Raw genomic sequence first — 24665 nt, 5'->3', positions numbered from 1 at the left:
CTTTTCTCCTTAGAAATTGCGAATCTTTTGCTCTTGCGGTATCTTATACTCTTTTTCACCTACATCTTTGAAGTAGTTCTTGGCTAGCGCATAGAAGACTCCAAGTGTAAGTCCTGTAATAATTACCCACATAACGGCTCTTCGCTTTTCAGGTGAAGCCTTGCCTTTGTAATCATCAATTTCACGAAGAGTTGGTTCACCATACTCGTTGAAACCCTCTTTAGCCATGTTTGCGTCCTTTATGCCGTACAAATTTATCTATATTTGCTTGGTTGATAGGCTCAAGATTTGCTGCTAGAGCCTCTTTGATACTTATACGACCATCTCCAGGATAGAAGCAAGCGATACCTGCCTTTTCGAGTAACAGGTATGGCTTGCGTCCAATATGCTGCGTGATGACTCTGTCTACTCCCTTTTGCGCTAGCCATGCAACAACCTGCCCTCCCCCATTGGCAGGATTTTTCTCAATTGTTACGTTGCCGTTTTCGTCAATAAAAGCAAAATATTTTGCATGACCAAAAAGTGGTGAGATTGCTGTATCCTCTTTATTAGTCTTCACCGGCATTGCTACCATTTCCCCTCCTCCTATGAAGCAGCAAGGCTGGAAGCCTTACTGATTTTTTTGTACATGTTTTTGATAAACATCCCATCGTGGGAATACAAAGATAGTATCTCTGAAAACAGCAATCTTCTTCGGATCATCTACTGCATATGCTTTGATCTTGATTGGAATTGGTACATCTTTTTGCGTATTTTTTGCCAAGATTTTGTCTGTATAGAGTACGACTACTTTTTTGACCTTCTTGCCAGGAATGACCGTAAATGGTTTTCTTGGTCTCTCAATCTTGATATCTTTGTTGTTCAAAATTTCAAAATAGTATTTATGTTTTTCTCGCTCTGTATTTTGGAACAAGAAAACATATGTATTTTTGACTCTTCCATCCGGTTCAATTTTATAGAGCTGACTTGTACGGTTGATGTTGAGGAGCATATGCTCTTTTTTGCTTCCCATCCAAAAGAGCGCTATGAATGCAATAGTAAGCATCACAATATACGCAACAATACGAAAACGGAAAACGCGTGTCTTCTCTCCGGTCTCTAGTGCATGGTAACTTGTCCAGCGTACCAAGCTCTCTTTACCTAAAGCGCCCATTACTTTCGTACACGCATCTGCACACTCAAGACAGTTAATACACTCTAGCTGCATCCCTTTACGGATATCGATATGTGTCGGACAGACCTTCACACACGACTCACACAGTGTACACTCCGCCTCCTCTTTTTGTGACTTGAGCTCTTTTTTGTTATGGACGATAAGATTTCCATGCTCATCATAGATGCGTCCACCCCGTTTATAGTCATAGACTGTTTGGAAAGTATCTTCGTCATAGAGCACTGATTGTACCCTTGCATAGGGGCATATATAGATACAGAAGTTCTCTTTGATAAATACTACATCAGCAATCAAAAAGAGTGCAGTACCAACCCAAAATCCCATAAGTATAGGGTGGTTAGCTGGGTCTTGAATGTAGCGGATGAAATCTTCAGGCGGCACAAAATACCACAAAAAGTCTGCTGCTGCTATAAATGCAAGCACTGACCAAAGCAAGATTGCAATAATCTTTTTTACTTTATTTTCAGGCTTGCTCATATCTGGTTCTATCTGCTTGTTGGAGATGCGTTTGCGAAGATGCAAAAGCTTTGTTTCAATCAAGTCGCGGTAAATTACCCTAAAGATAGTCTGCGGACAGCTCCATCCGCACCAGACCCGACCACCAAGCGTGGTGATAAAAAAGATTCCAAAAAACAAAATCCACAGCAAAAACGGCATCAAGTAGAGCTCTTGCATATCAAAGCGTATGAAAAAGAGATGCACTTGCATATGGTCAAAGTTGAGCAAAAAGAAGTGGTTACCATTGATACGGATCCATGGCAGCACCAATGCTATGATAGTAACAATTGTAAAGAATACATATCTCTTGTAACGATATGGTATCCAGTTTTTAAGATACTCTTTGGCTTTATTGACTTTAGACTGTTTGACTGTTGCTGTAGCCATTATTCTCATCCTTTTTTTTGATTTGACACTCTTGTGTAGGAAGTTCCAAAATTCTTACCTTCTCTCCCTCGCCCCGAGCTATTTTTTTAAGCTCTCGAGAAGCGATATAATCCCTAATAGAGCTGCGGCTCACTCCTAAACTCTTAGCAATCTGTGTTACACTTTTGCCCTCCTTGATCATCTTGATGATTTCGTCACGATAGATATCATATTTGGAGCGTGAAATACTCCCTTTTGGTCGTCCGGTGTGAACTTGCTGCTGTTTGTTCTCCTCTCTTTGTGCATAGAGCAGTGATATTGTGACATAAGATGGCGTATTTGCATCGATTTTTGTGCCATATTTCGTCACAATCAGCTCAATATTGTGGTTGAAGATGCAGTTGAATATCTGCACCAATTCACCTATGCGATGTGAAAGAGCGCGTAGGTCATAAACAAAGACCCTATCACCCTTTTTCAATGAGTGCATGAAGTGACGAAACTCCTCACGCTCATCGAGAGGTTTACTCATAGGGGAGACCTCAATCTCCACCTCTCCATTTTCGTATCCATTGAGCGCCATGTAATCTTTGATGCTCTTCTCTTGTGTAGCAAGAGAGTAGCGATCACTTTTACTGCGCATGTAGATATAATTCATGCCACACCTTTCAAAGGATTGGAAAAATTATACGACTTTTGGCGAAAATTGTCAATGTTTTTTATATTTTTTTCGCCACTATTTTAGAAGGATATATTCCGCTTCCCAAATTATCGAACTTTGAGAAGGTATGTGAAGATGAAAGGCTATATTTCCATTCTCTTTGGAGTAGTTTTTCTCGCTATGAATTTGCAGATTATCACCCGCAATACGCTCTTTGACCACAACATCCACAGCTTTTGGTTTTGGGTTGCGCACCTCATAGCGCACCTTTGCTGCTATACGCTTTTTGTCTCTTTGCAGGTGCAGAGTGTAGCGCTTGGCCACAAGGTCGAAATCTTTACCTAGCAGCATTTTCACCTGCTCTTTTGGCGCAATATTTTTTAATACTCCTTCACCCAAGAAGATATCTTGCGTATAGAATCTAATAGTTCCTCTTGGAAGAGGTTTGGAACTGCGAAAAAGGATATAGCGGTTACATTTTTGCTTGAGAGTGGTATTGGTGTATAAAACATTGTAAAAACTTACTTCATAGAGGTTGGAATAATCAAGTCTTTCTTGCATAAACGCAATATATTGCGATTTTTTAAGATCCCATTTTCCTGGCAAATCGTAGCGATAGTATCCCTGGATACTTTGGGGAGCTATAGCATTGCTATCCATCAAAGCCTTCGTCATCTTCAAAGGCATGACTCTCCTCGCTCTTGCAATATCGCCAGCTATAAGTGTAATAGCACTATCTTTGAACTCTTTACCGCTATTATTGGTAATATGCATGAAGCCTTGCAAAGCGAGCTTTTTGTTAATCTTTGCTACATAAGAAGCTCTCCAAGAGATCTGGCGCATGAGATATGCAATATCTGCTTTGCCATTTTGCAAGTTTGTTTGGATATAAGGAAATGGAGAAATGGAGAGATTTGTAAAGATAAGATCATTAAAATAGACGTCGAAATATACCCTCTTTTCGCCTTGTATGATGATTGGATCGTAACTCTTCAAAGTGCCGACAAGCTCCTTCTTCCTGTGAACAAATCGTACCTTTTTTCCAAGAAGTGAGCGCAAAAGGACTTTTTGATCGAGACCGCCAGTGTGGAAACTATAATATTTCACTCCCGGCACATAGAGAGAGTCAGCAATGATACTACGCGGAAGAGGTGCTATGATGCCTCGATCAACTTTTAACTTCTCTTTGACAAAAGCAAGATCATTATAGATAACAAGCTCGGAAGCTCCAAGATAGAGACCTATAAGAAAAAAAAGTAGCTTTTTCACAACTTATCCCATCGGATAGCAATATTTTTGCTGCAATGCAGTCAACTCTTTTAGTATAGCACGAGAAAGCTTCACATCCATTGCAGCCAGACTCGCATCAAGCTGTTCAAGCTTTCTTGCTCCAATAATAGTAGAAGCTACAAAATCAAAATGTTTGCTATAAGCAACCGCCAACGTAACTGGGTGGATCTCATACTTTTTGGCAATTTCAAGATACTCAGCAGTAAACTGCAATGTCTTGTCATTAAAGAACTTCTTCGCATGCTCTCGCACCCGCTTTATAGGATGTTTGAGATAGAGTGCAAACCTCGCATCTTCTGGTATAAACTTCTGGTTGTATTTGCCACTTAAAATCCCACCGCCTATTGGTGAATATGGAAGCAGGCTCACCTGCTCACGCCTACAGACATTTTCCAGTTCATCGAAAAACCTGGGATTTAGCAGACTGAAGTTGTTTTGGATCGATTCAAAACGAGCCAACCCTTCATATTTGGCCACCATATTTGCTTTTGTAAGGCCATAAGCAGTATCGTTAGAAGTGCCAATATAGCGTACCTTCCCCTCTTGAACCAATTCATCAAAAGCACGCATTGTCTCTTCAATCGGTACAACAGTGTCAGGCCAATGCTGCTGATAAAGATCTATATAGTCGGTATCTAGCCTTTTGAGAGATCCTTCAATAGCTTTTTTTATATGGAAACGATCCATGGCAGTTAGCCCATGGCGAATAGGTGGTACGAACCATCCACTTGCAGCTCCGGCAACCTTAGTAGCCAATATGACAGAGTCCCTTGGCTTGGTTTTAAGCCACTCGCCTACAATTTTTTCTGTCTGACCGGCCCATTTACTATCTGGCGGTACAGGATAAAGTTCAGCCGTATCATAGAAGTTGATACCAAAATCGTATGCTTTGTCTAAAATTTTGAAAGCTTCCTTTTTTGGCGTAGTAGAGCCAAAAGTCATAGTACCAAGACAAATCGGAGTGACGCGTAGACCAGATCTGCCAATATAGCGATATTCCATCTGAAGCCTTTTTGCTTTAATTGTAGCAAAAAGGTCAATATTTGGGGCAAGAGCCCCAAGAATTAGTCAAGTTGTGGTTTTGGAGTAGCAGGTGTACTGTTTGGAAGTATTGGTATGCGGATATATGGCTTTTTGCCTGTAAGGGCGTTGAAAAATGTTGCGATTGACTCGACTTGTTTTTTGGTAAGTTTTTTGCCAAGCTGTGTCTCAGCCATAATCTCAATCGCCTCTTTGATATCATATGTCGCACCATTATGGAAATATGGAGCAGTCTCGAGTATGTTTCTAAGCGTTGGAACTTTCACCATACCGTTTTTATCACCATGGAAATCACCTATATTTGCATATTTATACTTGCCAACTACTGGGAATGGCTGCATACTACCACCAAGTCCAACACCATTGTGACAACTTGCACATCCCACTTCGATAAATGTTTTAAGACCCTCTTTCTCAGCCTTGCTCAAAGCTTTTTCATTACCATTAAGGTAGTCATCGTATCGGCTCGGTGTCACAAGTGTTCGCTCAAATGCTCCAATCGCTTTTCCAATGGTTTTAATAGTTATCTCTTCTCCAGGATAGACTTTTTCAAATGCTTTTTTATATTCTGGAATGCTTTTGACAACCTTTACAGCCAAATCTTTTGGCATATTCATCTCTACATCTGCTTGAATTGGACCAGTAGCTTGATCTTCAAGATCTGGACTTCTTCCATCCCAGAACTGTTTTTTATTAAAGACAGCATTATATACTGTTGGAGAATTGAGATGATGCGGATTGTGTCTCCATTTATGTCCTGTGGCTACTGGCACATTATCATCTCCACCAGTTGCAAGGTTATGACAGGTATTACAACTGATAAGACCGCTGCGTGAAAGTCTTGGATCAAAATAGAGCTTCTTACCAAGCTCAACTTTTGCTTTTGTGATAGGGTTTTTTGGATTATCAATAAGCTTGAAAAGTTTACTCACCTCTTGAGGAATTGGCTGCAACCCAGCCTGTTTTGCTTTTTCGATAAGCGCATCTTTTGCAAAAGCACTGACACCTATCAATGCAGTTGCTAATACTATGCTCTTTGCTATTTTCATAGATCCTCCTTTTTTAATTTTTTAAAATTTTAGCATAATAATATTAAATTTTTATTAATAATTTTTTTCCTTTTTGCTGTGTTATAATTTATTGTATAAAGGTGATTAGATGAAAAAACATATAAATCCACAAGAAAAAATAGAGCAGATTACCACATATCTCAAACAGTTTCATCCCCAAAAAATCATACTCTTTGGCTCTCGTGCGAAGGGATACGCCACAAAACACTCCGATATTGATATTGCAATCGATTTGCCCTTAGATTTTCGTTCACAAAGAAAACTCAAAGAGGAGATAGAGAAATTGAGTGGACTACTGAGTGTGGATATACTATTTATGCATGAAATTGATGATCGTATGCAACAACAAATTTTAAAAGAGGGAAAAATTCTCTATGAAAAAGAGTGATGTACTTGTAAAGATCAAAAATTTTGAGATGGCTAGAGAGAGGCTCCAAGAAGCTATCGAGATAGCACAAGATGAACTGGATAAAGATGGAGTATTGCAGCGTTTTGAGTTTACCATAGAGATGCTCTGGAAAACTATCAAAGCAGTGCTTGTATATCAAGGCATTGAGTGTTTTTCCCCCAGAAACTGTATCAAGGAAGCTTATAAAGCACATATCATCGATGATGATGAGATCATTCTCGATATGCTAGAAGATAGAAATCTTAGCTCTCATATTTATGATCAAAAGAGAAGCGAAGAGATATTTGAGAGAATCAAAAAACTCTACATCTCCTATCTTAACAATATTGATCTTGTAAAATGGCTCTAGAATTGTGCTATAATATCGGCCAATTTAAATCCGAAAGGGGGTGATGTCAGTATGCCTGGCATCCTCGTAAGACCTGATCAGTCGTTTGAGGAAGCGTACCGCCTCTTCAAAAAGCAAGTTGATCGTAACTTGATTGTCACAGAGGCAAGAGCTCGTAGATATTACGAAAAGCCAACTGAAAGACGTAAAAAAGAGAAAATTGCGGCACGCAAGAAAATGCTCAAACGACTCTATATGCTCAGACGATACGAATCTCGTCTGTAAATATTTCGGCCTCTTGGCCGAAACTTCTCAACTTTATTCTACTTTTTGACTTTTTGTAAAAACGCACTCAACTGATTGGCAAACGCATGGGCATCTTTTTTGGTAAATGGTTTTGGACCCTTTGTCATCTCGCCACTTTCTCGAATAGACTCCATAAGATTACGCATAACTAAATGTTGTTTGATATTGTCTGGAGTGTAGCGAATACCTCTATGATCTATGGCATGAGCACCGACTGAAATAACTCTATCAGCCAAAGGTATATCAGCAGTAATGACAAGATCACTAGGAGACAAAAGTTCTACTATCAAATCATCCGCTTTGTCAGCTCCCTGCCCAACAACGATCATTTGAATATATTGTGAATCTCCGATATATATCTTTTTATTAGCAACTATTTTTGTGGGGATTTGCAATCGCTCGATAGTACGAAGGAGAATAGATTTGAGAAGATTAGGCAGTGCATCCCCATCGATAAAGAGAGTCATTTTACGCCAAGTTGGTATAGACTACTTGCACATCATCATCTTCTTCAAGCTTTTCAATAAGCTCACTTACTTCATCCATTTGCTCTTCCGTTAGATCCAAGGGTGATGTGGGAATACGTTGCAAAGATGCTTTTGTGATTTGGATTCCACGTTTTTCCAAAGCTTTGCCAAGTTCTCCAAAAGAGGCGAAATCTCCATACACACGAATAATTTCTCTATCTTTGCCATTTTCTTGGGGTAATTTGTCCTCTTCTAGCTCCTCAAGCCCATAATCTATAAGATCAAGTTCAAGCTCTTCAAGATCTATATCATTAGTTTTATCAAACTTAAAAACCGACTTTCTCTCAAACATAAAATCCAAAGATCCACTTTTAAGCAGTTCTCCACCATTACGTACCAGTATCGCACGGATATTTGCCACTGTTCTTGTTCCATTATCTGTAGCAGTCTCGATGTACATAAGCGTTCCATGGGGACCTTTGGCTTCGTAGATAATCTCTTTGATATCGGCTGCATCTTTACCACTTGCTCTCTTGATAGCTGCCTCTATATTGTCTTTTGGCATATTCTGTGCTTTGGCATTGAGGATTGCTGTGCGCAGCTTTGGATTCATTTCTGGATCTGGTCCACCCTCTTTGGCTGCAATTGTGATGAGACGTCCTAATTTTGGAAAGATTCTCGACATAGCACCCCATCGCTTTAGTTTTGCTACTTTGCGGTATTCAAATGCACGTCCCAATGTAGTTCCTTTACTTTTTGCAATTATAACACTATTGGAAGAGAGAAGTTTTGCAGCTTATACTATTCCCGGCAGGAGCCGGAAAAGTTTACTGCCAATACTTTTGATAGTAGCGGCGTTCAATCAGGCGGATTGATGATGGATCGACTTTACCATCGATTACATTGAAGCGTACGAGATCGTCTTTGTAGGGGATTTTTTTGCGTGAGCTGAAGGTAAATTTTTCGCTTCTATCTTTTGTAATGATTACATAATCATATCTTTTCGTAGATGGATTCCATTTTCTGCTCACAATCACCCCTTCATAGCGCTGTACAAGACCGGTGTTTTCGCTTCCTTGGACTTTGAGTTTTCCACCAGTTCCAAGGCCTCCTTCAACTCTTTGAGCTTTATAGTTTCGCAGAGCTCGTACAAGTTTATTAAATGAATCTGTAAAAGCTGCAACTATTACTTTCCCTTCTGGCGTGTTGCTATATCCTCCCACACCAGCACCTACACCGCTAAAGATTCCACCCATCAAATTGAAATCAATATTTCTCGCACTCCCTTCAGCTGCAGCAATCTGCACACCACTGCGGTTGTCAACGAGTGTCAAAATTGTGCTTGCATCACTGGTTTTGATGCCACCTGCAATTGCTCCAGCTACACGGCCAAACAGTCCTCCGATAGCTCCACCTATACCGCTTGTATTTTTTGCACTGAAGGTTATAGAAGGTATGAGTGTATAATCGGCAGCAACCATCTGCCCTTTTCCAAAATGTGATCTCCTACGTAGTTCGCCAGATTTTGCTAGCTCTCTTTCGCGCATGATATCACTCATGCCACGTCCTCGCTCCACTACTACAAAACAGTTGCTTTGCTGAGCAAGAAGTTTGAGTACCGGCACCGTTGATCCTAAATGCCAATTATTTGTGAGTACCTGATACCAATTTGCACTTGTATCTTCATGAATCGCAAGGGTTCCTAAAGGTCTACTACAGTGTTCCAATCCCCTATTGGCTCCTTGAGAGGTACTCCCCGCTGCTGATCCGGTAGCTGTAGTTTTGGCTTTTGGTGAACCCATCTGCATCTGTGCACATCCACTAAACATCACTAAACACACTGTTGCCATCGCTGCTATTTTCAAGATCCTCATGGCATCTCCTTTGATCTGTATATAATCAATAATATAGCAGTCTAGTTTAAATTTTAATTAATTCTTATTTTCGTCAATTTATTTTTTTATACATCTATCTCTTATTTTTTATAAAACATCTTTGTAAAGTGTTCAATGACTAAAACCAAAACCTCACTCCACCTACTAAATAGAGCTCATTGAAAGGTGAATATTTTCTTGTATTTCCAAAATTTTTACTCCACTCTATTCCTACATAAGGTGCAAACTCTCTTTTGATCTCATATCTGAGTCTTGCTCCTATAGTGAGGTTGGAAAGCCCTGCACCATACCCCATGCGTGGTTCATTTTTTGTATATGCCTCACTGCTCACTTTTGGAGTTAGTATCAATTTTTGTGTCAAAAGCGCTTCATATTCAAGATCGATTCTAAGTCCAATATTTCCATTCCCACCAACCAAAAGTGCAGCTCTTGTTTCAAAAAAGTAAGGTGCCAATCCTGCAAGGGCGATAACAGCCCATGATTTATATTTTTCGTTTGCTCTATCTAAACCCACTCCTATTTGCACATCCCAAAAAGGTGCGATTGCACGAGAATAGAGAAGCTGGTTTTCGCTATTGGCGCTTTCTCTATGAGGCTTTTCACCTTCACTGTAAAAATAGAGTTTATTGATATCATATCCGATATATCCGTAAGTATCCCAATATATTGCTCTCTCATCAAAATTTGCCTGGTACTCAAGACTATCTGCTGTAAAAGTTGCTCGCAATATATCTCCTCCACTACCAGCAAATGTAGAGCTCATGAGTGTAGCAAAAAGCAGCAATTGTAAAAATAGATTTTTCATCTCTTCTCCTTATGTGACTACTACTTTTCTAAACATATCCTTCATGTGATAGAGAAGATGGCAGTGATATGCCCATGCACCTTTGGCATCTACAGTAACACGAAAGCTTATCTTTGATCCAGGCTGTGAAATGATGGTATGTTTCCTTACCAGATGATTCTCATCTCCTGTTTCCAAATCACTCCACAAACCGTGCAGATGCATAGGATGATTCATCATCGTATCATTGATGTAGGTGATACGCACTCTCTCTCCATAGCGAAACCTAATAGGATCTGCCTCATGGTATGGAATACCGTTTATAGACCACATGTAGCGCTCCATATTTCCGGTCAAATGCAAAATGATCTCTCTATCTGGATATTTGTCATCTTTTGTAGAGCGCAGTGAGCGCAAATCCGCATAGGTAAGTACTCTTCTACCGTTATTGCGCAGTCCAACTCCTGGATCATCGAGCCTATATTGGGGATTCTTTGCACGCATTGTTGTCCCCACACCCCATCTCATTGGCAGTTGTGTAATAGGAACAGGTTTTTTGAGAGCATACTTATTGTGCTTCATTGGCATCTTTTTCATATCTGCCATATGCATACCCATTCCCATATCTGCCATAGTTAATGGCTGGGGTTGATCGAGTTTTGGTACTTTTGCGTAGATGTTTGGATTTGTTGTGAGATTACCCAAAGCATAACCACTTCTATCCATCGCCTGAGCAAAGATTGCATACGCCTGTGAATTTTTTGGCTCAACAATCACATCGTATGTCTCAGCAACGCCCAGGCGTATCTCATCTACCTCAACTGGCTGGACATTGTTTCCATCTGCCGCAACTACACGCATTTTCAATCCAGGAATGCGCACATCAAAAAATGTCATTGCAGCAGCATTGATAAAGCGGAGTCTCACTCTCTCGCCAGCGCGATACAATGCCTGAAAAGGCTTGGATGGACTATGCCCATTCATCAAAAAAGTGTAGGTATATCCCGTAACGTCTGATAGATCTCTATCTGACATGCGCATCTGATTCCACATCTTTCTTGCTTGCCATGCTTCCCAAAATCCTTTCTCCTTCACCTCTGCAAAAAAATCACCCACCGTTCTTTGATTGAAGTTGTAGTAATCTGATGCAATTTTGAGTTTTCTATAGATTGTGGCAGGTTTTTCGTCTGAATAGTCTGAAAGCAAAACAACATACTCCCTATCATAGGTAAAAGGCTCTTTCTCTTTTGGCTCAATAACTATGGCTCCATATACCCCGGTCTGCTCTTGGAATCCTGAGTGGGAGTGATACCAAAATGTCCCACTTTGCTGTACTTTGAAAGTATATGTAAAGGTCTCGCCCGGTGCAATCCCATCAAAACTAATCCCTGGAACTCCATCCATCTGGTAAGGAAGGATTATGCCGTGCCAGTGAATCGAAGAGGGCTCATCGAGGTAGTTTGTCACATGTATTGTCACCATATCACCCTCTCTCCACCGCAAAGTTGGACCTTGTAGCATTCCATTGACTGTAGTCGCTATTGAAGGAGAGCCTGTCACATTGACAAGAGTTTTATTGATTGTAAGATGAAAAACATTACCGCTTAGCTCAGTAGTCTCTTTTCTCTCAATGACACCATAACTCTTTGCATGTACATTGATACTCGACAACACCAATCCTGAAGCAGCGACACCTTTCAAAAAATCTCTTCTAGATAGATGATTCATTGTCACGATCCTTTTTTATCTTTATCATTACATCTATTATAGAGATAAAATGTGCAAGATGTGTGGAATGAAGGAAAAGAGAGAAAAAGTTTGGAGTTTAGAGGAGTTTACCTCCTCTTTCTACGTATAAGCCAATAGAGTAACCCTCCAAGCACTAATACTCCTCCTAATATTTGCATCCACGCACTCAGCAGCAGATTTTTGTGCAAGATATTTTTATGCATTTCGTTATCTATCTCAATATCTGCCGCATGTGCTACATGCACCATCAAACTCACTGCCAAATCTTTATCAGGAATTGTCTGGTGACAGCTCATACACACACCTCGACGATCAAGCTTGCTTAGTTCATCTTGATGCAAAGCTCGTGAAAGACTCCAGTGGTGCCCAACTGTAACAAGCTGCGAAGCATTTTCGTCAATAATACGGCTCCAGTCAAAAGAAAGATTTTCAATACCTGGCTTTTGGATAGTAATCTTTTTGGGAATTACTTTGCCATCTGCAGTCATGAGATCGACAATGAGTGTTTTGCTCGGATCTCCAAAGACTTTGCCCTCATCTATCCCAAATCCCATGGATTTTGGATTATTATGGCAGCTCTCACAGCTTCTTGCTTCTTTTTGTACTGTATGCGAGTGCACTGGAGCCATATCAATAGTAAGCACATCTTTGCCGTTATCCTTTCCTGTGTAGATGTGGTTTTGCACTAATGCGTTTCCATCTTTTCCTATGACAGTCACTGTCGTTTGACATCCAGGGATTGCAGGAGCAATGCGCCCTTCACCATTGCGCACCAATATTGGATCTTCCCATCGCAAATAGCTTCTCGTCTCTCTCACCTCACCATCGATGAGATAATCTTTGAGGTTTTTACGTTTAGCTGCATCTGTTCCATGGATATCATGCGCATGTGCGATTGCAAGCCAGTCCACATTTTTCTTACTGCCACTGTAATCGACTTTTACATGGCATCCATAGCATTGCGGCGCCCAGGTATCGTGGCAGGCATAGCACTCCATCTCATCCAAATGCTTGCCAATCTGCACCATTGCCACTTCACCAGCTTGCGAGAGCTTATGCTCTTTGGCCAGCTTTTTGAGTGGCTGAAGCTTGAGATCTTTGCCACTTGCTAGATGGACTACCACTTCATTGCCAACTTTGACAACATTTGGGATTGGATTACCCCTGGCACTGAGCAGATATCCATCCTCTGGCTCATAGTATGTCCCTTTTTTGAGGTATGCGGCGAGAGTCTTTGTGACTCCGCGAGGTTTATGAGAGAGCTTCTGGCCAAACTCATCCCCGTATCCCAAAGGAAGCTCCCAAGGATACTTCGATGGTGTACCGTGGCAGTCTTGACACTCTATCTCCACTGGTGCCAAAGTACTCCCCGCAATCTTGCCATCGCCATGGACATCGATGGAGGTGTGGCAGTCTTGGCAGAGCATTCCCTTTTTGTAGTGTACATCCTCACTCATATGTAGATAGTGTTTGGTATGGAGCTTTGGCTGTCCTTTGCCATGTTTATCAAAGGTTGGATTGTAAGCTGTCTCCATGAGCCCTTGGTAGCTTACACCTATACGCTTCCCACGATTGTGGCAGGTAGTACAGGTCTCAACTGGAATTCCACTATATGTAAGCCCATGGACATGCACTTTTGCATCCCTTGTGCCCTGGATCTGGTGCACAAGCATATGTCCTGGCTCATTTTTGGGAATTGTAGGGTCTCCTCCTTCATAGTACCCATCATTGGAGTATGGTATATGGCAGCTGCTACACCCCATCCCACGAAAATCACCCCTGCGACTGCGGCCTTTGCTCGCAGTATGGCAGCGCAGACACTCTTGGCGCAGATATGTAATGGCAGCGAGTTTTGGATTCTTTGCTACCTCATCAGCAGTAGGTGCTGGTGGAAGCTCTATTGTCTTTTTCACATAGACTTGCGGCTCTTTGGATGCTATGCGCTTCATATAGTTTTGATAGGTTTTCGTGCCAAGTCTTTTGTGCAGATTTGTAAGATTATAGTTGGCAAATTTATGCTCTCGTATATTCCATCCAAATCCCCACAAAGCCCCCTGAATCTTTCCTTGTTCAGTATTCATGAGATTATTCATCTGTGTACTTACTTGCTCTTTGTGACACATTCCACAGGTGTTTTTATTGATCCATGCGCTTCCTGGATCGGGATAAAACTCTTTGGGGCCTTCATGCTTGAGAAAGTAAGCGATAGTCCCCTTATGCGCTTCCTCCTTTGTACTTGCCTCAGGATTTCCCCCATGGCAGACGATACAGCTGTTATCACCAAAGCCAGCCTCTTTTGCCTTCTTGGCAATAGCCTTTGCCATACCGCTATGAGGATCTCGAATATCTTCTATTCCCTTGTGACATTCAATACAGTTATTAGCCCATCCAACTAGACTCACAAGTGCTATAGCTAAAAGCTTTTTCATAAAAATTCCTTATAGCTTTTTCTCTATTATCGCCCTTTGAAGCTTAAAAGCGTATAATAATAGAAGTTAAAGGAGTAGCTATGCCAAAAGAGAGGCTTTTTGAAGAGCACTTTGCATATTATGACAAATGGTTTGATGAACATGATAATATTTATCAAACAGAACTCCAAGCTATAAAAAGAATTCTCCCTCCCTTTACAAAAGGAGTCGAGATTGGCGTAGGGACAGGACGCTTTGCAGCTCCACTAGGTATTAGACTGGGTGTAGAACCATCACACAATATGGCACAAATCGCGAAGCAAAGAGGTATTAAAGTTATCGAAGCAGAGGCTGAAAATCTCCCCTTTGATGATAAGAACTTTGACTTTGTTTTGATGGTGACAACTATCTGCTTTGTAGATGATATCGACAAAACTCTCCAAGAAGCTAAGCGCATCCTCACTGATGATGGATACCTGCTCATCGCTTTTGTAGATCGCGATTCAAAGCTGGGGAAAATGTACGAAAAAAACAAAGATAAGAGCCGCTTTTATAAAGAAGCAACATTTTTTAGCAAAAAAGAGATATTGCAGCTTCTCAAAAAGCATGGATTTGTTGTAAAAAAGTGCACTGAAACGCTTTTTGGACCAGATCTTGAGCATTTAAGTTTTGCGATATATGATGGGTGTAAAAAGGGAGGAGCTTTTTTGAGTCTCCTAGCAAGGAAGAAGCTATGAATCTCACACAAGATATGAGTAAAGTAGAGGTCAAAGGATTTGAGGCAAAGTTTTATGATAGGCTTATGGATATTATTACTCTTGGCTATTATCCTTTTTTCATTCGCAAAGCCATAAGAGATCTCCGTCTCAAAAAGGGCTATAAAGTGCTTGATTTTGGAGCTGGAACGGGGAGAAATGCTCTGCTTATGCACCGATATATAGGGGATGAGGGAGAGATAGTAGGACTTGAAATTGGCAAAGAGATGCAAGAGCAGTTTAGGCGCAACTGCGCAACTTATCCCAATATCAAGCTAGAAAATCTTCGCATAGACTCACCTCTTCCATTCAAAGAGGAGTTTGATATCGTCTTCACCTCTTTTGTACTCCATGGATTTATCCAAAAAAAAAGAGATATCATCATCCAAAATGCCTACAACGCTCTCAAGCCCCATGGCACTTTTGCTATCCTTGATTATGCTAACTTTGAAGTAGACAAAGCCCCTTGGTATGTCCGTTTTCCTATCCAAAAAGTAGAGTGTCCCCTAGCCCAAGACTTTATCGAGCGTGATACAAAAAAGATGCTAAGCTCTTTTGGGTTTGGAGATTTTGAAGAGCATTTCTATTTTGGTAGATATGTAAGACTCCTCAAAGCCAAAAAATGCAACTAAAAAACTATCTACAGATATTTCGTCGCTTCAACAGTGTGCATAAAGATATCTTACAAAAGGTCAAAAAAGTCAATCAAAACAGCTTCGTACGTCTTTGGATAACACCTAAAGACTATCTCAAACACCTCAAAAAACGGCTCAAGCACAAAGATATCAAAAACCGTTTCGACTATTTCGCAAAAACTATCACAACACTCTCACATCCCCAGACTATCTACTATCTCAAAAGTACAACTCCTTCTACAAAGGATAAAATTATCTATATACAAGGTAGTTGGGTGGTAATTGCATGCGATGATGGGAAAATTATTACCTCCTTTCCACTTAAAAAATCGGTACAAGATATTTTGCGTGATAAAAAGAACAAAAACTTCATCCCAATACCTCTACCTTTACCAACACAAAACAAAAAAGGTTATAATTTATGAAAAAAAGGAGTCCCATGCAACTTACAACTCCCCTCAAACACAACTCTATCAAGTTCTTGCTTTTAGGAAGCGGTGAGTTAGGAAAAGAGGTGGCTATCGAGGCACAACGCCTTGGTATAGAAGTGGTGGCAGTTGATCGCTATCCAAATGCACCAGCACATCAAGTAGCACATCGCAGCTACGTTATAGATATGAAAGATAAAGCACAAGTTTTAGAAGTAATTCTTCGTGAAAAACCTACATACATCCTTCCAGAAATTGAAGCAATCAATATCGATGCTCTCTTTGCAGCGGAGAATCTAGGATTCAAAGTCATCCCTAACGCAGAAGCTGTCAACAAAACAATGAACCGTAAAAATATCCGTAAATTTGCAGCTGAAAAGTTGGGTCTTAAAACCAGTGCATACCGATTTGTCAAGAGTCTCGAAGAGCTTGAAGCTGCCGCTAAAGAACTCGGTTTTCCCTGTGTAATCAAACCAGTCATGAGCTCTTCCGGGCATGGACAAAGCATTGCAAAAAGTGAAGCAGATCTTGCTAAGTCTTGGGAGATTGCAAAAGAGGCAAGAGGTGATGCAAGCGAATTGATTGTAGAAGAGTTCATTCACTTCGACTACGAAATCACACTCCTTACTGCACGTACAGAAACTGAAACTGTCTTTTGCGAACCAATAGGACATATTCAACAAGATGGAGACTACATTTTTAGCTGGCAACCTATGGAGATGAGTAAAGAGGTCAAACAAAAGGCCCAAGAGATAGCCAAAACCATTACTGATGGTCTTGGAGGCAGAGGGATATTTGGAGTTGAACTCTTTATCAAAGGAAACGAAGTCTATTTCAGCGAAGTCTCTCCAAGACCCCATGATACAGGCTTAGTGACTCTCATCACACAGACACAGAGCGAATTTGCTTTGCATGTCCGGGCAGTCCTTGGTCTTCCTCTTGGATTCAAACAGCTCATAGGAGGTGCAAGCGCAGCATATAAAGCAAAAAGTGAAAGTTTCAATCCGGTCTTTGAGATCGATCCGACACTCTTTGGAAAAGATAGTTTCTTGCGCCTCTTTGGCAAGCCTGAGTCCCATCCAGGCCGTCGTATGGCAGTGATACTGGTAGGGGGAGAGCCAAAAGTGGCACTTGAAAAGGCTAAAGAACTTGTGCAAAAAATACGTGATCTTGATTATAATGAAGCAATAGAAAGCAGCCCAGAAAAACTCAATGAACAAGAGCAGCAACAGTGTGGCTTTTTTGCAAAACTTAAAAGGTTTTTCACATGAAAATAGTCCAAAAATTGGTCACGCTCAAAGCAAAACCAAGAGGTTTTCATCTCATTACTCATGAGATATTAGAGCATCTTCCTGAACTGCGTGAATTTGAGGCGGGGACTGCACATCTTTTTTTGATGCATACGAGTGCAAGTCTCACAATCAATGAAAATGCAGACCCTAGCGTACGCCACGATTTTTTGGCCTTTACCGATCGCTTGGTACCTGAAAATGAACCATACTATACTCATACACTCGAAGGCAGTGAAGATATGCCAGCCCATATCAAAAGTAGCCTCTACGGTAACTTTTTGGTCATTCCTATCAATAATGGACAATTTGTTTTTGGCACGTGGCAGGGAATCTATCTATGTGAGCATCGCGATTTTGCAGGTAACCGCAAAGTCTATATCACACTCATGGGAGTATAGCTGCAATGAAGATAGTAGTTCTTGATGCAAAAACACTGGGTGATGTGGATTTGAGTGCACTTGGACGCTTTGGTGAATTGAAAATCTATGAAACCACTGCAGCAAATGATCGATTTGAGAGAATAAAAGATGCAAACATCATCATAACAAACAAAGTCATTATCGACAAAGATGCGATTGATGCAGCACCAAATCTGAAACTCATCTGTGTAGCAGCTACGGGGATAAACAATATCGATATCGACTATGCCACCAAAAAAGGTATAGCAGTCAAAAACGTAGCCGGCTATTCGACTGAAAGTGTAGTGCAGCATACTTTTGCAATGGCTTTCTACCTCATTGAGCAACTACGCTATTATGATGAGTATGTCAAAAGTGGAAAATGGAGTAAAAGTGGGCTCTTTACCTGTATCGACAGGCCATTTTTTGAGATCAAAGATAAAAGATGGGGAATTATTGGACTTGGAACTATAGGTAGACGTGTCGCAGAGGTTGCAACAAGTTTTGGAGCAGAAGCGGTCTACTACTCAACAAGTGGGCGGAATCTTCACGCACCCTATCCTCATCTCTCTCTTGAAGAGCTTGTGCGCACTTCTCAAATTATCTCCATTCACGCCCCGCTCAATGCAAAGACAAAAAATCTCATAGGAGAGTACGAGCTTGATCTTTTGCAAGAGAATGCAGTACTTCTCAATCTGGGAAGAGGTGGTATCATAGATGAAAATGCATTGGCTTATGCAATTGATAGCAAAAATATCTATGCTGGTCTCGATGTAACCGCAACAGAACCCATTCCACAAGACTCTCCTCTTTTGCAAGTAAAGAACAAAGAGAGACTTCTCATCACACCGCATATCGCTTGGACAAGTATAGAGGCTAGAAAGAAGCTTATTGAAGGGATTATCAAAAATATTGAAGAGTTTTTAGCTAAATAGACTCCGCCCAGATACCCGCGGCGCCCGGACAGCTGCGGTGCTCTGCTGCGTTCCCGCCCTGAAGCGTTGCCGCAACTGCCCGTCGCACGGGTCTGAGCGGAGCGCTCAAAGTAGCAATCTACTCTCAACGCTCCGCTTTGGTGGAGCAATTATACCATAAAAATCTGGCGGAGAGAGTGGGATTCGAACCCACGAAGGGCGTGAACCCTTACACGCGTTCCAGGCGTGCGCCTTCAACCACTCGGCCATCTCTCCAGATTGATCGGTATATTTTGATTATATGGCGGGGAGGGTGGGATTCGAACCCACGGTAGGCTCATCACCTACGCCGGTTTTCAAGACCGGTGCGTTCAACCAGCTCCGCCACCTCCCCAGAGGTAGCTATCATGTGGAGGCGCCACCCGGATTCGAACCGGGGATCAGAGCTTTGCAGGCTCCTGCCTTAGCCACTTGGCTATGGCGCCATAAATGAGCAGTGGTGCCCGAGGCCGGACTTGAACCGGCACGGAGAAAACCTCCGAGGGATTTTAAGTCCCTTGCGTCTACCAATTCCGCCACCCGGGCTAGAAATGGCTAAGTTTTTATATTATCAACCTAGCTAACAGAAATTTATGCTTTGATTTTCATTACGAAAATATCGTAGGGAAAAAATCTCTCTTTTATGGAGCGGGAGACGGGATTCGAACCCGCGACCCCCTCCTTGGCAAGGAGGTGCTCTAGCCTCTGAGCTACTCCCGCGCAACTTGGAATGAAATTATAACCAAAAAAGTAAGCTTTGTAAATATCTAGGGTATAATTACAAAAACCAATGCAGGAGAAAATATGCGTAGCGATGAAATAAAAAAGGGGTTCCAACGTGCTCCTCACAGAAGCTTGCTTCGTGCAGTAGGTCTCAAAGATGAAGATTTTGACAAACCCTTTATTGGTGTTGCAAACTCTTTTATCGAAATTATTCCTGGTCACTTCTTTCTCAATAAATATGCCGAAATTATTAAAGATGAAATACGCAAAAATGGATGTGTTCCTTTTGAATTTAACACAATCGGCGTCGATGATGGGATAGCTATGGGGCACGATGGGATGCTCTACTCTCTGCCTAGCCGTGAAATCATTGCAAACTCTATAGAAACTGTCATGAATGCCCACAAGCTTGACGCACTCATCTGTATTCCCAACTGTGACAAAATCACTCCGGGTATGATTATGGGTGCCTTGAGAGTCAATGTCCCGACTGTATTTGTCAGCGGTGGACCAATGAAAGCTGGACATCTCAAAGATGGTACTCCAATAGATCTAGCAACTGCATTTGAGGCAGTTGGACAAGTAGCGCAAGGAGAGATGAGTGAAGAGCAGCTCTATGAGATAGAGTGTGAAGCGTGTCCGAGTGGAGGAAGCTGCTCAGGTATGTTTACAGCAAACTCCATGAATACACTTATGGAAGCTATGGGCATCGCTCTCAAAGGCAACGGTACAATTCTTGCTCTCACACCAGAACGTGAGGAGCTTTTGCGTCAAGCAGCGAGACGTATCTGCGAAATAGCCAAAGACGAGCGACTTACCGATAAGTATCGCATCCGCAACATCCTCAACGAAAAAGCTATCCATAACGCCTTTGTAGTGGATATGGCAATGGGTGGAAGTACCAATACCATTCTCCATATGATGGCAATAGCTTATGAAGCAGGTGTAAAATTTGATCTAGCAAAACTTAACGAGATCAGCAAGCATGTTGCACATATCGCAAAAATCTCTCCAAGTTTGCAAACTGTCCATATGGAAGATATTCACAAAGCTGGCGGAGTGAGTGCAGTTATGAAAGAAGCAAGCAAACGCAGCGATACAGTCCTTTATCTCGATAATCCAGTTATAGAGGGTGGTACTATAGGCGATCGTATCAAAGATGCCAAAGTAATTGATACTTCCGTCATACATCCAATAGAAAATCCTTATAGTGAAGTTGGGGGATTAGCGATTCTTTTTGGAAATCTTGCACGTGAAGGTGCTGTAGTCAAAACTGCCGGAATTGATCCAAACATGCGAGAATTTACAGGACATGCTATCTGCTTCGATAGCCAACAAGAGGCGATTGACGGTATTTTGGCAGGCAAAGTAAAACCTGGACATGTAGTAGTCATTCGTTATGAAGGACCAAAAGGTGGTCCTGGAATGCAGGAGATGCTCGCTCCCACAAGCCTCATAGCCGGTATGAATCTTGGTGACAAAGTAGCTCTCATTACCGATGGCCGCTTTAGTGGTGCTACAAGAGGAGCAAGTATTGGACACGTGAGCCCAGAAGCAGCAGAAGGTGGAGTCATAGGACTCTTGCAAGATGGCGATGAGATCTATATCAATGTAGATACTTATACTCTGGAAGTGAAGCTAAGCGACGAAGAGCTTGAAGAGCGCCGCAAAAATTTCAAGCCAAAAGTCAAAGATATCAAAGGAAGATGGCTGCGCCAATATAGAGCACTTGTGACAAATGCTGCTCACGGAGCAGTCTTAAAAGATGAGTGTTAAAGGTCTTGTAACCTATCGCAGTGCTGCTGCGAGCAGGGTTACACTCCTAGATTCTCTTGCTACCTACCCTTCTATCCTGCGTAAAAAGATCAAAAAGCACAAACTCTACGCCGGAGACTATGTACAAGGAGAAATTGTAGGTGAGCAGTTTGTCATCGAAAAGATTGCTCCACGCAAAAACCTCTTGGTGCGCCCTCCTGTAGCCAATGTAGATAGTGTCCTTGTAGTTATGGCTATGAAGAGTCCCAACTTTGATAGCTACCTCTTAGATAATTTCTTGGCAGTCTATGAATATATAGGTATCACACCTGTAATAATCTTCAATAAAGTAGACCTGGCAGACCCGCAAGAGGTAAATAGATGGAAAAAGCTTTATGAAAGTATTGGCTATGAGGTTGTAACACTCAGTGCTCTCCAAGAGGAAAACCTCCAAAAGATCAAGCATTATATCCAAGGAAATATAACGATAGTAGCGGGTCCCAGTGGTGCGGGAAAATCAACACTTCTCTCAAAGCTTTTGGGTATCGAGCTCAAAATTGGAGAAGTCAGTGAAAAACTTGGGCGGGGACGCCACACTACGACTGCAGTCACACTCTATCCTGCAGATAAAAACTCTTTCATTGCCGATACGCCCGGTTTTAGTAAAGTAGAAGCCACATACTTTATGGATAAACGAGAAGTGCACCGCTACTTTCGAGAGTTTTTGCGCTATAGGTGTAAATATTCTGACTGTACCCATACAAATGAGCCAGGCTGTGCTGTGCAAGAAGCAGTCATGAGAGGAGAGATCAGCTGCTCTCGATTCAAAAACTATCTCAAAATCATGCAATTTTTTTGGGAAAAGCTCGATACTGTATGTAAAGAGTCAAGGGAATAAGATGCGCCCAAATCCAATAGATCTCGAATCGCACTTTAACATAGAAGATGTTTTCTTTTCCAAAACAGATTTATCCAGCAAGATTATATACGGAAACAGAGTCTTTTATGATATTGCTAAATACTCCCATAAAGAACTCAAAGGCAAACCCCACAACATCATCCGCCATCCTGATATGCCTAAAGCTGTCTTTTACTATCTGTGGGATTTTATAAAGCATAATAAGCCCTTTGCAGGTTACGTGAAGAATCTGGCAAAAGATGGGAGCTACTACTGGGTATTTGCTATAGTATTTCCAATCTTTGATGAAGGCAAAAAGAGAGGTTATCTCTCTGTACGTATCAAACCAACTACTAAACTCTTTGCAATCGCACAAAAACTCTACAAAAATCTCAAAAAAATCGAGGAGCAAGAAGGACTTGAGGACTCAAAAAAGGTGCTAGCACAAATGATCCAAGAGCAAGGCTTTGTAAATTATGAAGATTTTATGATTGAAGCTTTGCTTGAAGAGTTTCGCTCAAAAGAGAAACATTTTCAGATCACCATTGATCCGAAACATCTTGCAAATATTCCCCGCCTCAATCACATCTATGACATGGCAAAAGTTGTGGAGTATATTTATGGTGCTCTCAAAAACCGTCTCTACTTTTTTATTGATCTAGAGAGCGAACTTGAAGAGAAATTCCAAAAGATATTTGAAATCACCGATAGCCTCTCACTCATTGCTCTCAACTCCTCAGTTGAAAGTCACAAGCTTGGCTCTATTGGTGCATCTTTTGCAGTTGTTTCAAGTCAGATAAAAAAAGATGCAGAGGAGATTGGTACATATACGCTGACACTACGCAAAATCACCAAAAAGCTCTATCACCATATCAAGAGTACGATTTTGCACCTCCTCTCACTCAATATCGAGATATTTGCCATTCTTTACTACCTCAAAGAGACGATAGATTATCAAAGCTGCAGTGAAGGAGAGTGCATCGACAAACTTGAAGACTTTGTAAAAGTTTTAAAAGCATCTACCCAAGAGGTCTCCACACAATCAAATATCCTCAAAGAGCATATAGAAGAGACCCTCCACATCGTCAACAAGATTCAACGCCTCATAAAAGAGCTCCACTATATCCAGATCAATGGCCTCATAGAGGCTTCAAAGTTAGAGGATATTAAATTTAATATCATTTTTCAGCAAGTACAAAATCTTGTAGAAAGTACCACAAAAACCCTCGAAGAACTCTCACCTTCTATCAAGACTGCACACAAATATAGCACTGATATTGCCAAAAATGTCAAAGAAGTAGATTTCTATCTGCAGCATTTGCTATAAATTCGACACTCACAAGCTGCTTGCCATCTTGATAAATTTTACCTTTGAATCTATCTCCTGCGCTCACCTCTCCAACCCCTTTTGGTGTACCACTCATTATGATATCTCCATCATCAAGTCCAAAAATACGCTCTATATCTTCTACTAAAAAATCTGGTTTGTAAATCATCTGCTTTACTGAACCTTGCTGTACAAGTTCTCCATTTTTATAAAGGCGAAGTTCCAAATCACTCCAATCATCAATATATACAAACTCACTAAAAAGTGCAGCGCCTTTGAAAGCTTTTGCCCTCTCCCAAGGAAGCCCCTTTGCCTTGAGCCTGCTTTGAATGTCACGGCGGGTCAGATCAAGCCCAAAACCAACACCAGCAATTTTTCTATTTTGGATTAAAAAGCTCATCTCTCCTTCATAGTGCAGTCCCTCCTGGGCAATGAGATGTGAGCCAATTGATGAATTTGGCTTGATAAAGTAGACCGGCTCATCGGGGATCTCATTACCAAGCTCATGGATATGCTCTACATAGTTTCTGCCGACACAAACAATTTTACAAGGAGTTATTTTTTGGTTTTGAAAAGTGAGAGTTTGCATGCTATTTTCTATATTTTTTAAACACCCTTGCAAAATCTATTTTTGCAGGGCACTTGCTCTTGGTAAACTCATAAGTTTCGTGAGAAGAGTCTCCCTCTTTTTCGTAGAGAGAAAATTTTATTACCTCATCACGTCGTGCAGTTTTAGGAGAGATTATCTCTACGACTATAAGTGGAGCTTTTGCTATGTAGTTTTCATTCTCATCATCACATACCACTGCAATATTTTGGCACACAACTGTATCTTCTGCAATCTTGTAATCTTCTTCTACCAATACTTCGCATTCTGGACAATTTTCAAACGCTTCTTCCAATTGTGTAACGATTTTTACATTCAAATTCTGATAGCGTTTCACTGGAGATGGTGCCATCGCATAGGCTACTCCACCAATGAGTTCCCAATCGCCTTCCCATAGTTTATAATCTTCATATGTATAATGTTCTAAAATGCCCCGTGCTCCCATGAA

The 24665-nt window shown here is 41.3% G+C and carries 27 protein-coding genes, 5 tRNA genes and 1 other RNA gene; 12 read left to right on the top strand and 21 right to left on the bottom strand.

Annotated features, from left to right (window positions below; all coding sequences use genetic code 11):
- Window positions 1-9: 9 nt before the first annotated feature.
- From JG734_RS00775 to JG734_RS00745, 7 genes are all read right to left on the bottom strand, one after another.
- Window positions 10-228, bottom strand: coding sequence for a hypothetical protein (locus JG734_RS00775; RefSeq protein WP_201333150.1), 219 nt, complete (start codon window positions 226-228; stop codon window positions 10-12).
- A complete protein-coding gene (locus JG734_RS00770; protein WP_201333149.1) occupies window positions 221-574 on the bottom strand; it encodes a NifB/NifX family molybdenum-iron cluster-binding protein in 354 nt (117 codons plus the stop codon). Before JG734_RS00770 ends, JG734_RS00775 begins: the two co-directional genes overlap by 8 nt.
- A gap of 36 nt (window positions 575-610) precedes the next feature.
- A complete protein-coding gene (gene ccoG, locus JG734_RS00765; RefSeq protein ID WP_201333148.1) occupies window positions 611-2059 on the bottom strand; it encodes a cytochrome c oxidase accessory protein CcoG in 1449 nt (482 codons plus the stop codon).
- The gene (locus JG734_RS00760) at window positions 2031-2696 is read right to left on the bottom strand and encodes a recombinase family protein (protein ID WP_201333147.1); all 666 of its coding nucleotides are present in this window, start codon (window positions 2694-2696) and stop codon (window positions 2031-2033) included. The genes ccoG and JG734_RS00760 overlap by 29 nt, the downstream gene beginning before the upstream one ends.
- 78 nt (window positions 2697-2774) lie before the next feature.
- Window positions 2775-3968, bottom strand: coding sequence for a DUF4139 domain-containing protein (locus JG734_RS00755; RefSeq protein ID WP_201333146.1), 1194 nt, complete (start codon window positions 3966-3968; stop codon window positions 2775-2777).
- A 3-nt stretch (window positions 3969-3971) separates the two neighbouring features.
- On the bottom strand, window positions 3972-4991 hold the full coding sequence (locus JG734_RS00750; RefSeq protein WP_201333145.1) for an aldo/keto reductase: 1020 nt from the start codon (window positions 4989-4991) through the stop codon (window positions 3972-3974).
- 62 nt (window positions 4992-5053) lie between these two features.
- Complete coding sequence (locus tag JG734_RS00745; protein ID WP_201333144.1) at window positions 5054-6079, bottom strand: cytochrome-c peroxidase; 1026 nt, start codon at window positions 6077-6079, stop codon at window positions 5054-5056.
- Between the two features lie 109 nt (window positions 6080-6188).
- Here JG734_RS00745 and JG734_RS00740 point away from each other — a divergent pair, with 109 nt between their 5' ends.
- Genes JG734_RS00740 through rpsU form a run of 3 tightly spaced genes read left to right on the top strand, consistent with a single transcriptional unit; the run spans window position 6189 to window position 7122 of the window.
- The gene (locus JG734_RS00740) at window positions 6189-6488 is read left to right on the top strand and encodes a nucleotidyltransferase family protein (protein WP_201333143.1); all 300 of its coding nucleotides are present in this window, start codon (window positions 6189-6191) and stop codon (window positions 6486-6488) included.
- Window positions 6475-6858, top strand: coding sequence for an HI0074 family nucleotidyltransferase substrate-binding subunit (locus tag JG734_RS00735; RefSeq protein ID WP_201333142.1), 384 nt, complete (start codon window positions 6475-6477; stop codon window positions 6856-6858). The genes JG734_RS00740 and JG734_RS00735 overlap by 14 nt, the downstream gene beginning before the upstream one ends.
- Window positions 6859-6909: 51 nt before the next feature.
- Window positions 6910-7122, top strand: coding sequence for a 30S ribosomal protein S21 (gene rpsU / locus JG734_RS00730; RefSeq protein ID WP_201333141.1), 213 nt, complete (start codon window positions 6910-6912; stop codon window positions 7120-7122).
- 38 nt (window positions 7123-7160) lie between these two features.
- Here the strand turns inward: rpsU and JG734_RS00725 are convergent, their stop codons facing one another.
- From JG734_RS00725 to JG734_RS00700, 6 genes are all read right to left on the bottom strand, one after another.
- A complete protein-coding gene (locus JG734_RS00725; protein WP_201333140.1) occupies window positions 7161-7610 on the bottom strand; it encodes a YaiI/YqxD family protein in 450 nt (149 codons plus the stop codon).
- A 1-nt stretch (window position 7611) separates the two neighbouring features.
- Window positions 7612-8349, bottom strand: a complete 738-nt coding sequence (locus tag JG734_RS00720) for a YebC/PmpR family DNA-binding transcriptional regulator (RefSeq protein WP_201333139.1) — start codon at window positions 8347-8349, stop codon at window positions 7612-7614.
- Between the two features lie 88 nt (window positions 8350-8437).
- Window positions 8438-9484 carry a CsgG/HfaB family protein gene (locus JG734_RS00715; RefSeq protein ID WP_201333138.1) on the bottom strand — a complete coding sequence of 349 codons (1047 nt, stop codon included), beginning with the start codon at window positions 9482-9484 and terminating at the stop codon, window positions 8438-8440.
- Between the two features lie 139 nt (window positions 9485-9623).
- Window positions 9624-10310 (bottom strand): copper resistance protein B, encoded by a 687-nt coding sequence (locus JG734_RS00710; protein ID WP_201333137.1) that lies wholly within the window; start codon window positions 10308-10310, stop codon window positions 9624-9626.
- A gap of 9 nt (window positions 10311-10319) precedes the next feature.
- Window positions 10320-12017, bottom strand: coding sequence for a copper resistance system multicopper oxidase (locus JG734_RS00705; protein WP_201333136.1), 1698 nt, complete (start codon window positions 12015-12017; stop codon window positions 10320-10322).
- A gap of 107 nt (window positions 12018-12124) precedes the next feature.
- Entirely contained in the window at window positions 12125-14467 is a 2343-nt protein-coding gene (locus JG734_RS00700; protein ID WP_201333135.1) for a cytochrome C, read from the bottom strand.
- 80 nt (window positions 14468-14547) lie between these two features.
- Here JG734_RS00700 and JG734_RS00695 point away from each other — a divergent pair, with 80 nt between their 5' ends.
- Genes JG734_RS00695 through JG734_RS00670 form a run of 6 tightly spaced genes read left to right on the top strand, consistent with a single transcriptional unit; the run spans window position 14548 to window position 18889 of the window.
- Entirely contained in the window at window positions 14548-15183 is a 636-nt protein-coding gene (locus tag JG734_RS00695; protein ID WP_201333134.1) for a class I SAM-dependent methyltransferase, read from the top strand.
- A complete protein-coding gene (locus JG734_RS00690; RefSeq protein ID WP_201333133.1) occupies window positions 15180-15833 on the top strand; it encodes a class I SAM-dependent methyltransferase in 654 nt (217 codons plus the stop codon). The genes JG734_RS00695 and JG734_RS00690 overlap by 4 nt, the downstream gene beginning before the upstream one ends.
- On the top strand, window positions 15824-16261 hold the full coding sequence (locus JG734_RS00685) for a hypothetical protein (protein ID WP_201333132.1): 438 nt from the start codon (window positions 15824-15826) through the stop codon (window positions 16259-16261). Before JG734_RS00690 ends, JG734_RS00685 begins: the two co-directional genes overlap by 10 nt.
- A gap of 14 nt (window positions 16262-16275) precedes the next feature.
- Entirely contained in the window at window positions 16276-17535 is a 1260-nt protein-coding gene (gene purT, locus JG734_RS00680) for a formate-dependent phosphoribosylglycinamide formyltransferase (RefSeq protein WP_201333131.1), read from the top strand.
- A complete protein-coding gene (locus tag JG734_RS00675) occupies window positions 17532-17954 on the top strand; it encodes a secondary thiamine-phosphate synthase enzyme YjbQ (RefSeq protein ID WP_201333130.1) in 423 nt (140 codons plus the stop codon). The genes purT and JG734_RS00675 overlap by 4 nt, the downstream gene beginning before the upstream one ends.
- A 5-nt stretch (window positions 17955-17959) precedes the next feature.
- Complete coding sequence (locus tag JG734_RS00670; RefSeq protein ID WP_201333129.1) at window positions 17960-18889, top strand: D-2-hydroxyacid dehydrogenase; 930 nt, start codon at window positions 17960-17962, stop codon at window positions 18887-18889.
- Between the two features lies 1 nt (window position 18890).
- On the opposite strand, the gene ffs is transcribed toward JG734_RS00670, so the two are convergent.
- From ffs to JG734_RS00640, 6 genes are all read right to left on the bottom strand, one after another.
- Window positions 18891-18988, bottom strand: an RNA gene (gene ffs, locus JG734_RS00665) — signal recognition particle sRNA small type.
- Between the two features lie 66 nt (window positions 18989-19054).
- Window positions 19055-19144 (bottom strand) — tRNA-Ser (locus tag JG734_RS00660).
- A 26-nt stretch (window positions 19145-19170) separates the two neighbouring features.
- Window positions 19171-19262: transfer RNA gene (locus tag JG734_RS00655), tRNA-Ser, on the bottom strand.
- A 16-nt stretch (window positions 19263-19278) separates the two neighbouring features.
- Window positions 19279-19353: transfer RNA gene (locus JG734_RS00650), tRNA-Cys, on the bottom strand.
- 12 nt (window positions 19354-19365) lie between these two features.
- Window positions 19366-19453: transfer RNA gene (locus JG734_RS00645), tRNA-Leu, on the bottom strand.
- A gap of 98 nt (window positions 19454-19551) precedes the next feature.
- Window positions 19552-19627 (bottom strand) — tRNA-Gly (locus JG734_RS00640).
- Window positions 19628-19711: 84 nt separating this feature from the next.
- Here JG734_RS00640 and ilvD point away from each other — a divergent pair.
- The 3 genes from ilvD to JG734_RS00625 are packed head-to-tail and all read left to right on the top strand — an operon-like array spanning window position 19712 to window position 23610.
- Window positions 19712-21406: a dihydroxy-acid dehydratase gene (gene ilvD / locus JG734_RS00635; protein WP_201333128.1), complete on the top strand. Its 1695-nt coding sequence runs from the start codon at window positions 19712-19714 to the stop codon at window positions 21404-21406.
- Window positions 21396-22283, top strand: coding sequence for a ribosome small subunit-dependent GTPase A (gene rsgA / locus JG734_RS00630; RefSeq protein WP_201333127.1), 888 nt, complete (start codon window positions 21396-21398; stop codon window positions 22281-22283). The genes ilvD and rsgA overlap by 11 nt, the downstream gene beginning before the upstream one ends.
- Before the next feature lies 1 nt (window position 22284).
- Entirely contained in the window at window positions 22285-23610 is a 1326-nt protein-coding gene (locus tag JG734_RS00625) for a PAS domain-containing methyl-accepting chemotaxis protein (protein WP_201333126.1), read from the top strand.
- Here JG734_RS00625 and JG734_RS00620 read toward each other — a convergent pair.
- Both JG734_RS00620 and JG734_RS00615 read right to left on the bottom strand, forming a co-directional pair.
- Complete coding sequence (locus JG734_RS00620) at window positions 23573-24199, bottom strand: fumarylacetoacetate hydrolase family protein (protein ID WP_201333125.1); 627 nt, start codon at window positions 24197-24199, stop codon at window positions 23573-23575. The genes JG734_RS00625 and JG734_RS00620 overlap by 38 nt on opposite strands.
- A 1-nt stretch (window position 24200) precedes the next feature.
- Window positions 24201-24662 carry a Uma2 family endonuclease gene (locus JG734_RS00615; protein ID WP_201333124.1) on the bottom strand — a complete coding sequence of 154 codons (462 nt, stop codon included), beginning with the start codon at window positions 24660-24662 and terminating at the stop codon, window positions 24201-24203.
- Window positions 24663-24665 lie beyond the last annotated feature (3 nt).

It is taken from the genome of Nitratiruptor sp. YY09-18 (assembly GCF_016593235.1).
Taxonomy (GTDB): domain Bacteria; phylum Campylobacterota; class Campylobacteria; order Campylobacterales; family Nitratiruptoraceae; genus Nitratiruptor.
This window is presented reverse-complemented; position numbering and strand designations above follow the sequence as displayed.

Excerpts from the sequence above, each read along its gene's own strand:
- JG734_RS00615 (WP_201333124.1), bottom strand. The coding sequence starts at position 24,662 with ATGGGAGCACGGGGCATTTTAGAACATTATACATATGAAGATTATAAA.
- JG734_RS00735 (WP_201333142.1), top strand. The coding sequence starts at position 6,475 with ATGAAAAAGAGTGATGTACTTGTAAAGATCAAAAATTTTGAGATGGCT.
- rsgA (WP_201333127.1), top strand. The coding sequence starts at position 21,396 with ATGAGTGTTAAAGGTCTTGTAACCTATCGCAGTGCTGCTGCGAGCAGG.
- purT (WP_201333131.1), top strand. The coding sequence starts at position 16,276 with ATGCAACTTACAACTCCCCTCAAACACAACTCTATCAAGTTCTTGCTT.
- rpsU (WP_201333141.1), top strand. The coding sequence starts at position 6,910 with ATGCCTGGCATCCTCGTAAGACCTGATCAGTCGTTTGAGGAAGCGTAC.
- JG734_RS00625 (WP_201333126.1), top strand. The coding sequence starts at position 22,285 with ATGCGCCCAAATCCAATAGATCTCGAATCGCACTTTAACATAGAAGAT.
- JG734_RS00620 (WP_201333125.1), bottom strand. The coding sequence starts at position 24,199 with ATGCAAACTCTCACTTTTCAAAACCAAAAAATAACTCCTTGTAAAATT.
- ccoG (WP_201333148.1), bottom strand. The coding sequence starts at position 2,059 with ATGGCTACAGCAACAGTCAAACAGTCTAAAGTCAATAAAGCCAAAGAG.
- JG734_RS00700 (WP_201333135.1), bottom strand. The coding sequence starts at position 14,467 with ATGAAAAAGCTTTTAGCTATAGCACTTGTGAGTCTAGTTGGATGGGCT.
- JG734_RS00760 (WP_201333147.1), bottom strand. The coding sequence starts at position 2,696 with ATGAATTATATCTACATGCGCAGTAAAAGTGATCGCTACTCTCTTGCT.
- JG734_RS00750 (WP_201333145.1), bottom strand. The coding sequence starts at position 4,991 with ATGGAATATCGCTATATTGGCAGATCTGGTCTACGCGTCACTCCGATT.
- JG734_RS00705 (WP_201333136.1), bottom strand. The coding sequence starts at position 12,017 with ATGAATCATCTATCTAGAAGAGATTTTTTGAAAGGTGTCGCTGCTTCA.
- JG734_RS00715 (WP_201333138.1), bottom strand. The coding sequence starts at position 9,484 with ATGAGGATCTTGAAAATAGCAGCGATGGCAACAGTGTGTTTAGTGATG.
- JG734_RS00710 (WP_201333137.1), bottom strand. The coding sequence starts at position 10,310 with ATGAAAAATCTATTTTTACAATTGCTGCTTTTTGCTACACTCATGAGC.
- JG734_RS00685 (WP_201333132.1), top strand. The coding sequence starts at position 15,824 with ATGCAACTAAAAAACTATCTACAGATATTTCGTCGCTTCAACAGTGTG.
- JG734_RS00740 (WP_201333143.1), top strand. The coding sequence starts at position 6,189 with ATGAAAAAACATATAAATCCACAAGAAAAAATAGAGCAGATTACCACA.
- JG734_RS00770 (WP_201333149.1), bottom strand. The coding sequence starts at position 574 with ATGGTAGCAATGCCGGTGAAGACTAATAAAGAGGATACAGCAATCTCA.
- JG734_RS00670 (WP_201333129.1), top strand. The coding sequence starts at position 17,960 with ATGAAGATAGTAGTTCTTGATGCAAAAACACTGGGTGATGTGGATTTG.
- JG734_RS00775 (WP_201333150.1), bottom strand. The coding sequence starts at position 228 with ATGGCTAAAGAGGGTTTCAACGAGTATGGTGAACCAACTCTTCGTGAA.
- JG734_RS00675 (WP_201333130.1), top strand. The coding sequence starts at position 17,532 with ATGAAAATAGTCCAAAAATTGGTCACGCTCAAAGCAAAACCAAGAGGT.
- JG734_RS00745 (WP_201333144.1), bottom strand. The coding sequence starts at position 6,079 with ATGAAAATAGCAAAGAGCATAGTATTAGCAACTGCATTGATAGGTGTC.
- ilvD (WP_201333128.1), top strand. The coding sequence starts at position 19,712 with ATGCGTAGCGATGAAATAAAAAAGGGGTTCCAACGTGCTCCTCACAGA.
- JG734_RS00690 (WP_201333133.1), top strand. The coding sequence starts at position 15,180 with ATGAATCTCACACAAGATATGAGTAAAGTAGAGGTCAAAGGATTTGAG.
- JG734_RS00725 (WP_201333140.1), bottom strand. The coding sequence starts at position 7,610 with ATGACTCTCTTTATCGATGGGGATGCACTGCCTAATCTTCTCAAATCT.
- JG734_RS00695 (WP_201333134.1), top strand. The coding sequence starts at position 14,548 with ATGCCAAAAGAGAGGCTTTTTGAAGAGCACTTTGCATATTATGACAAA.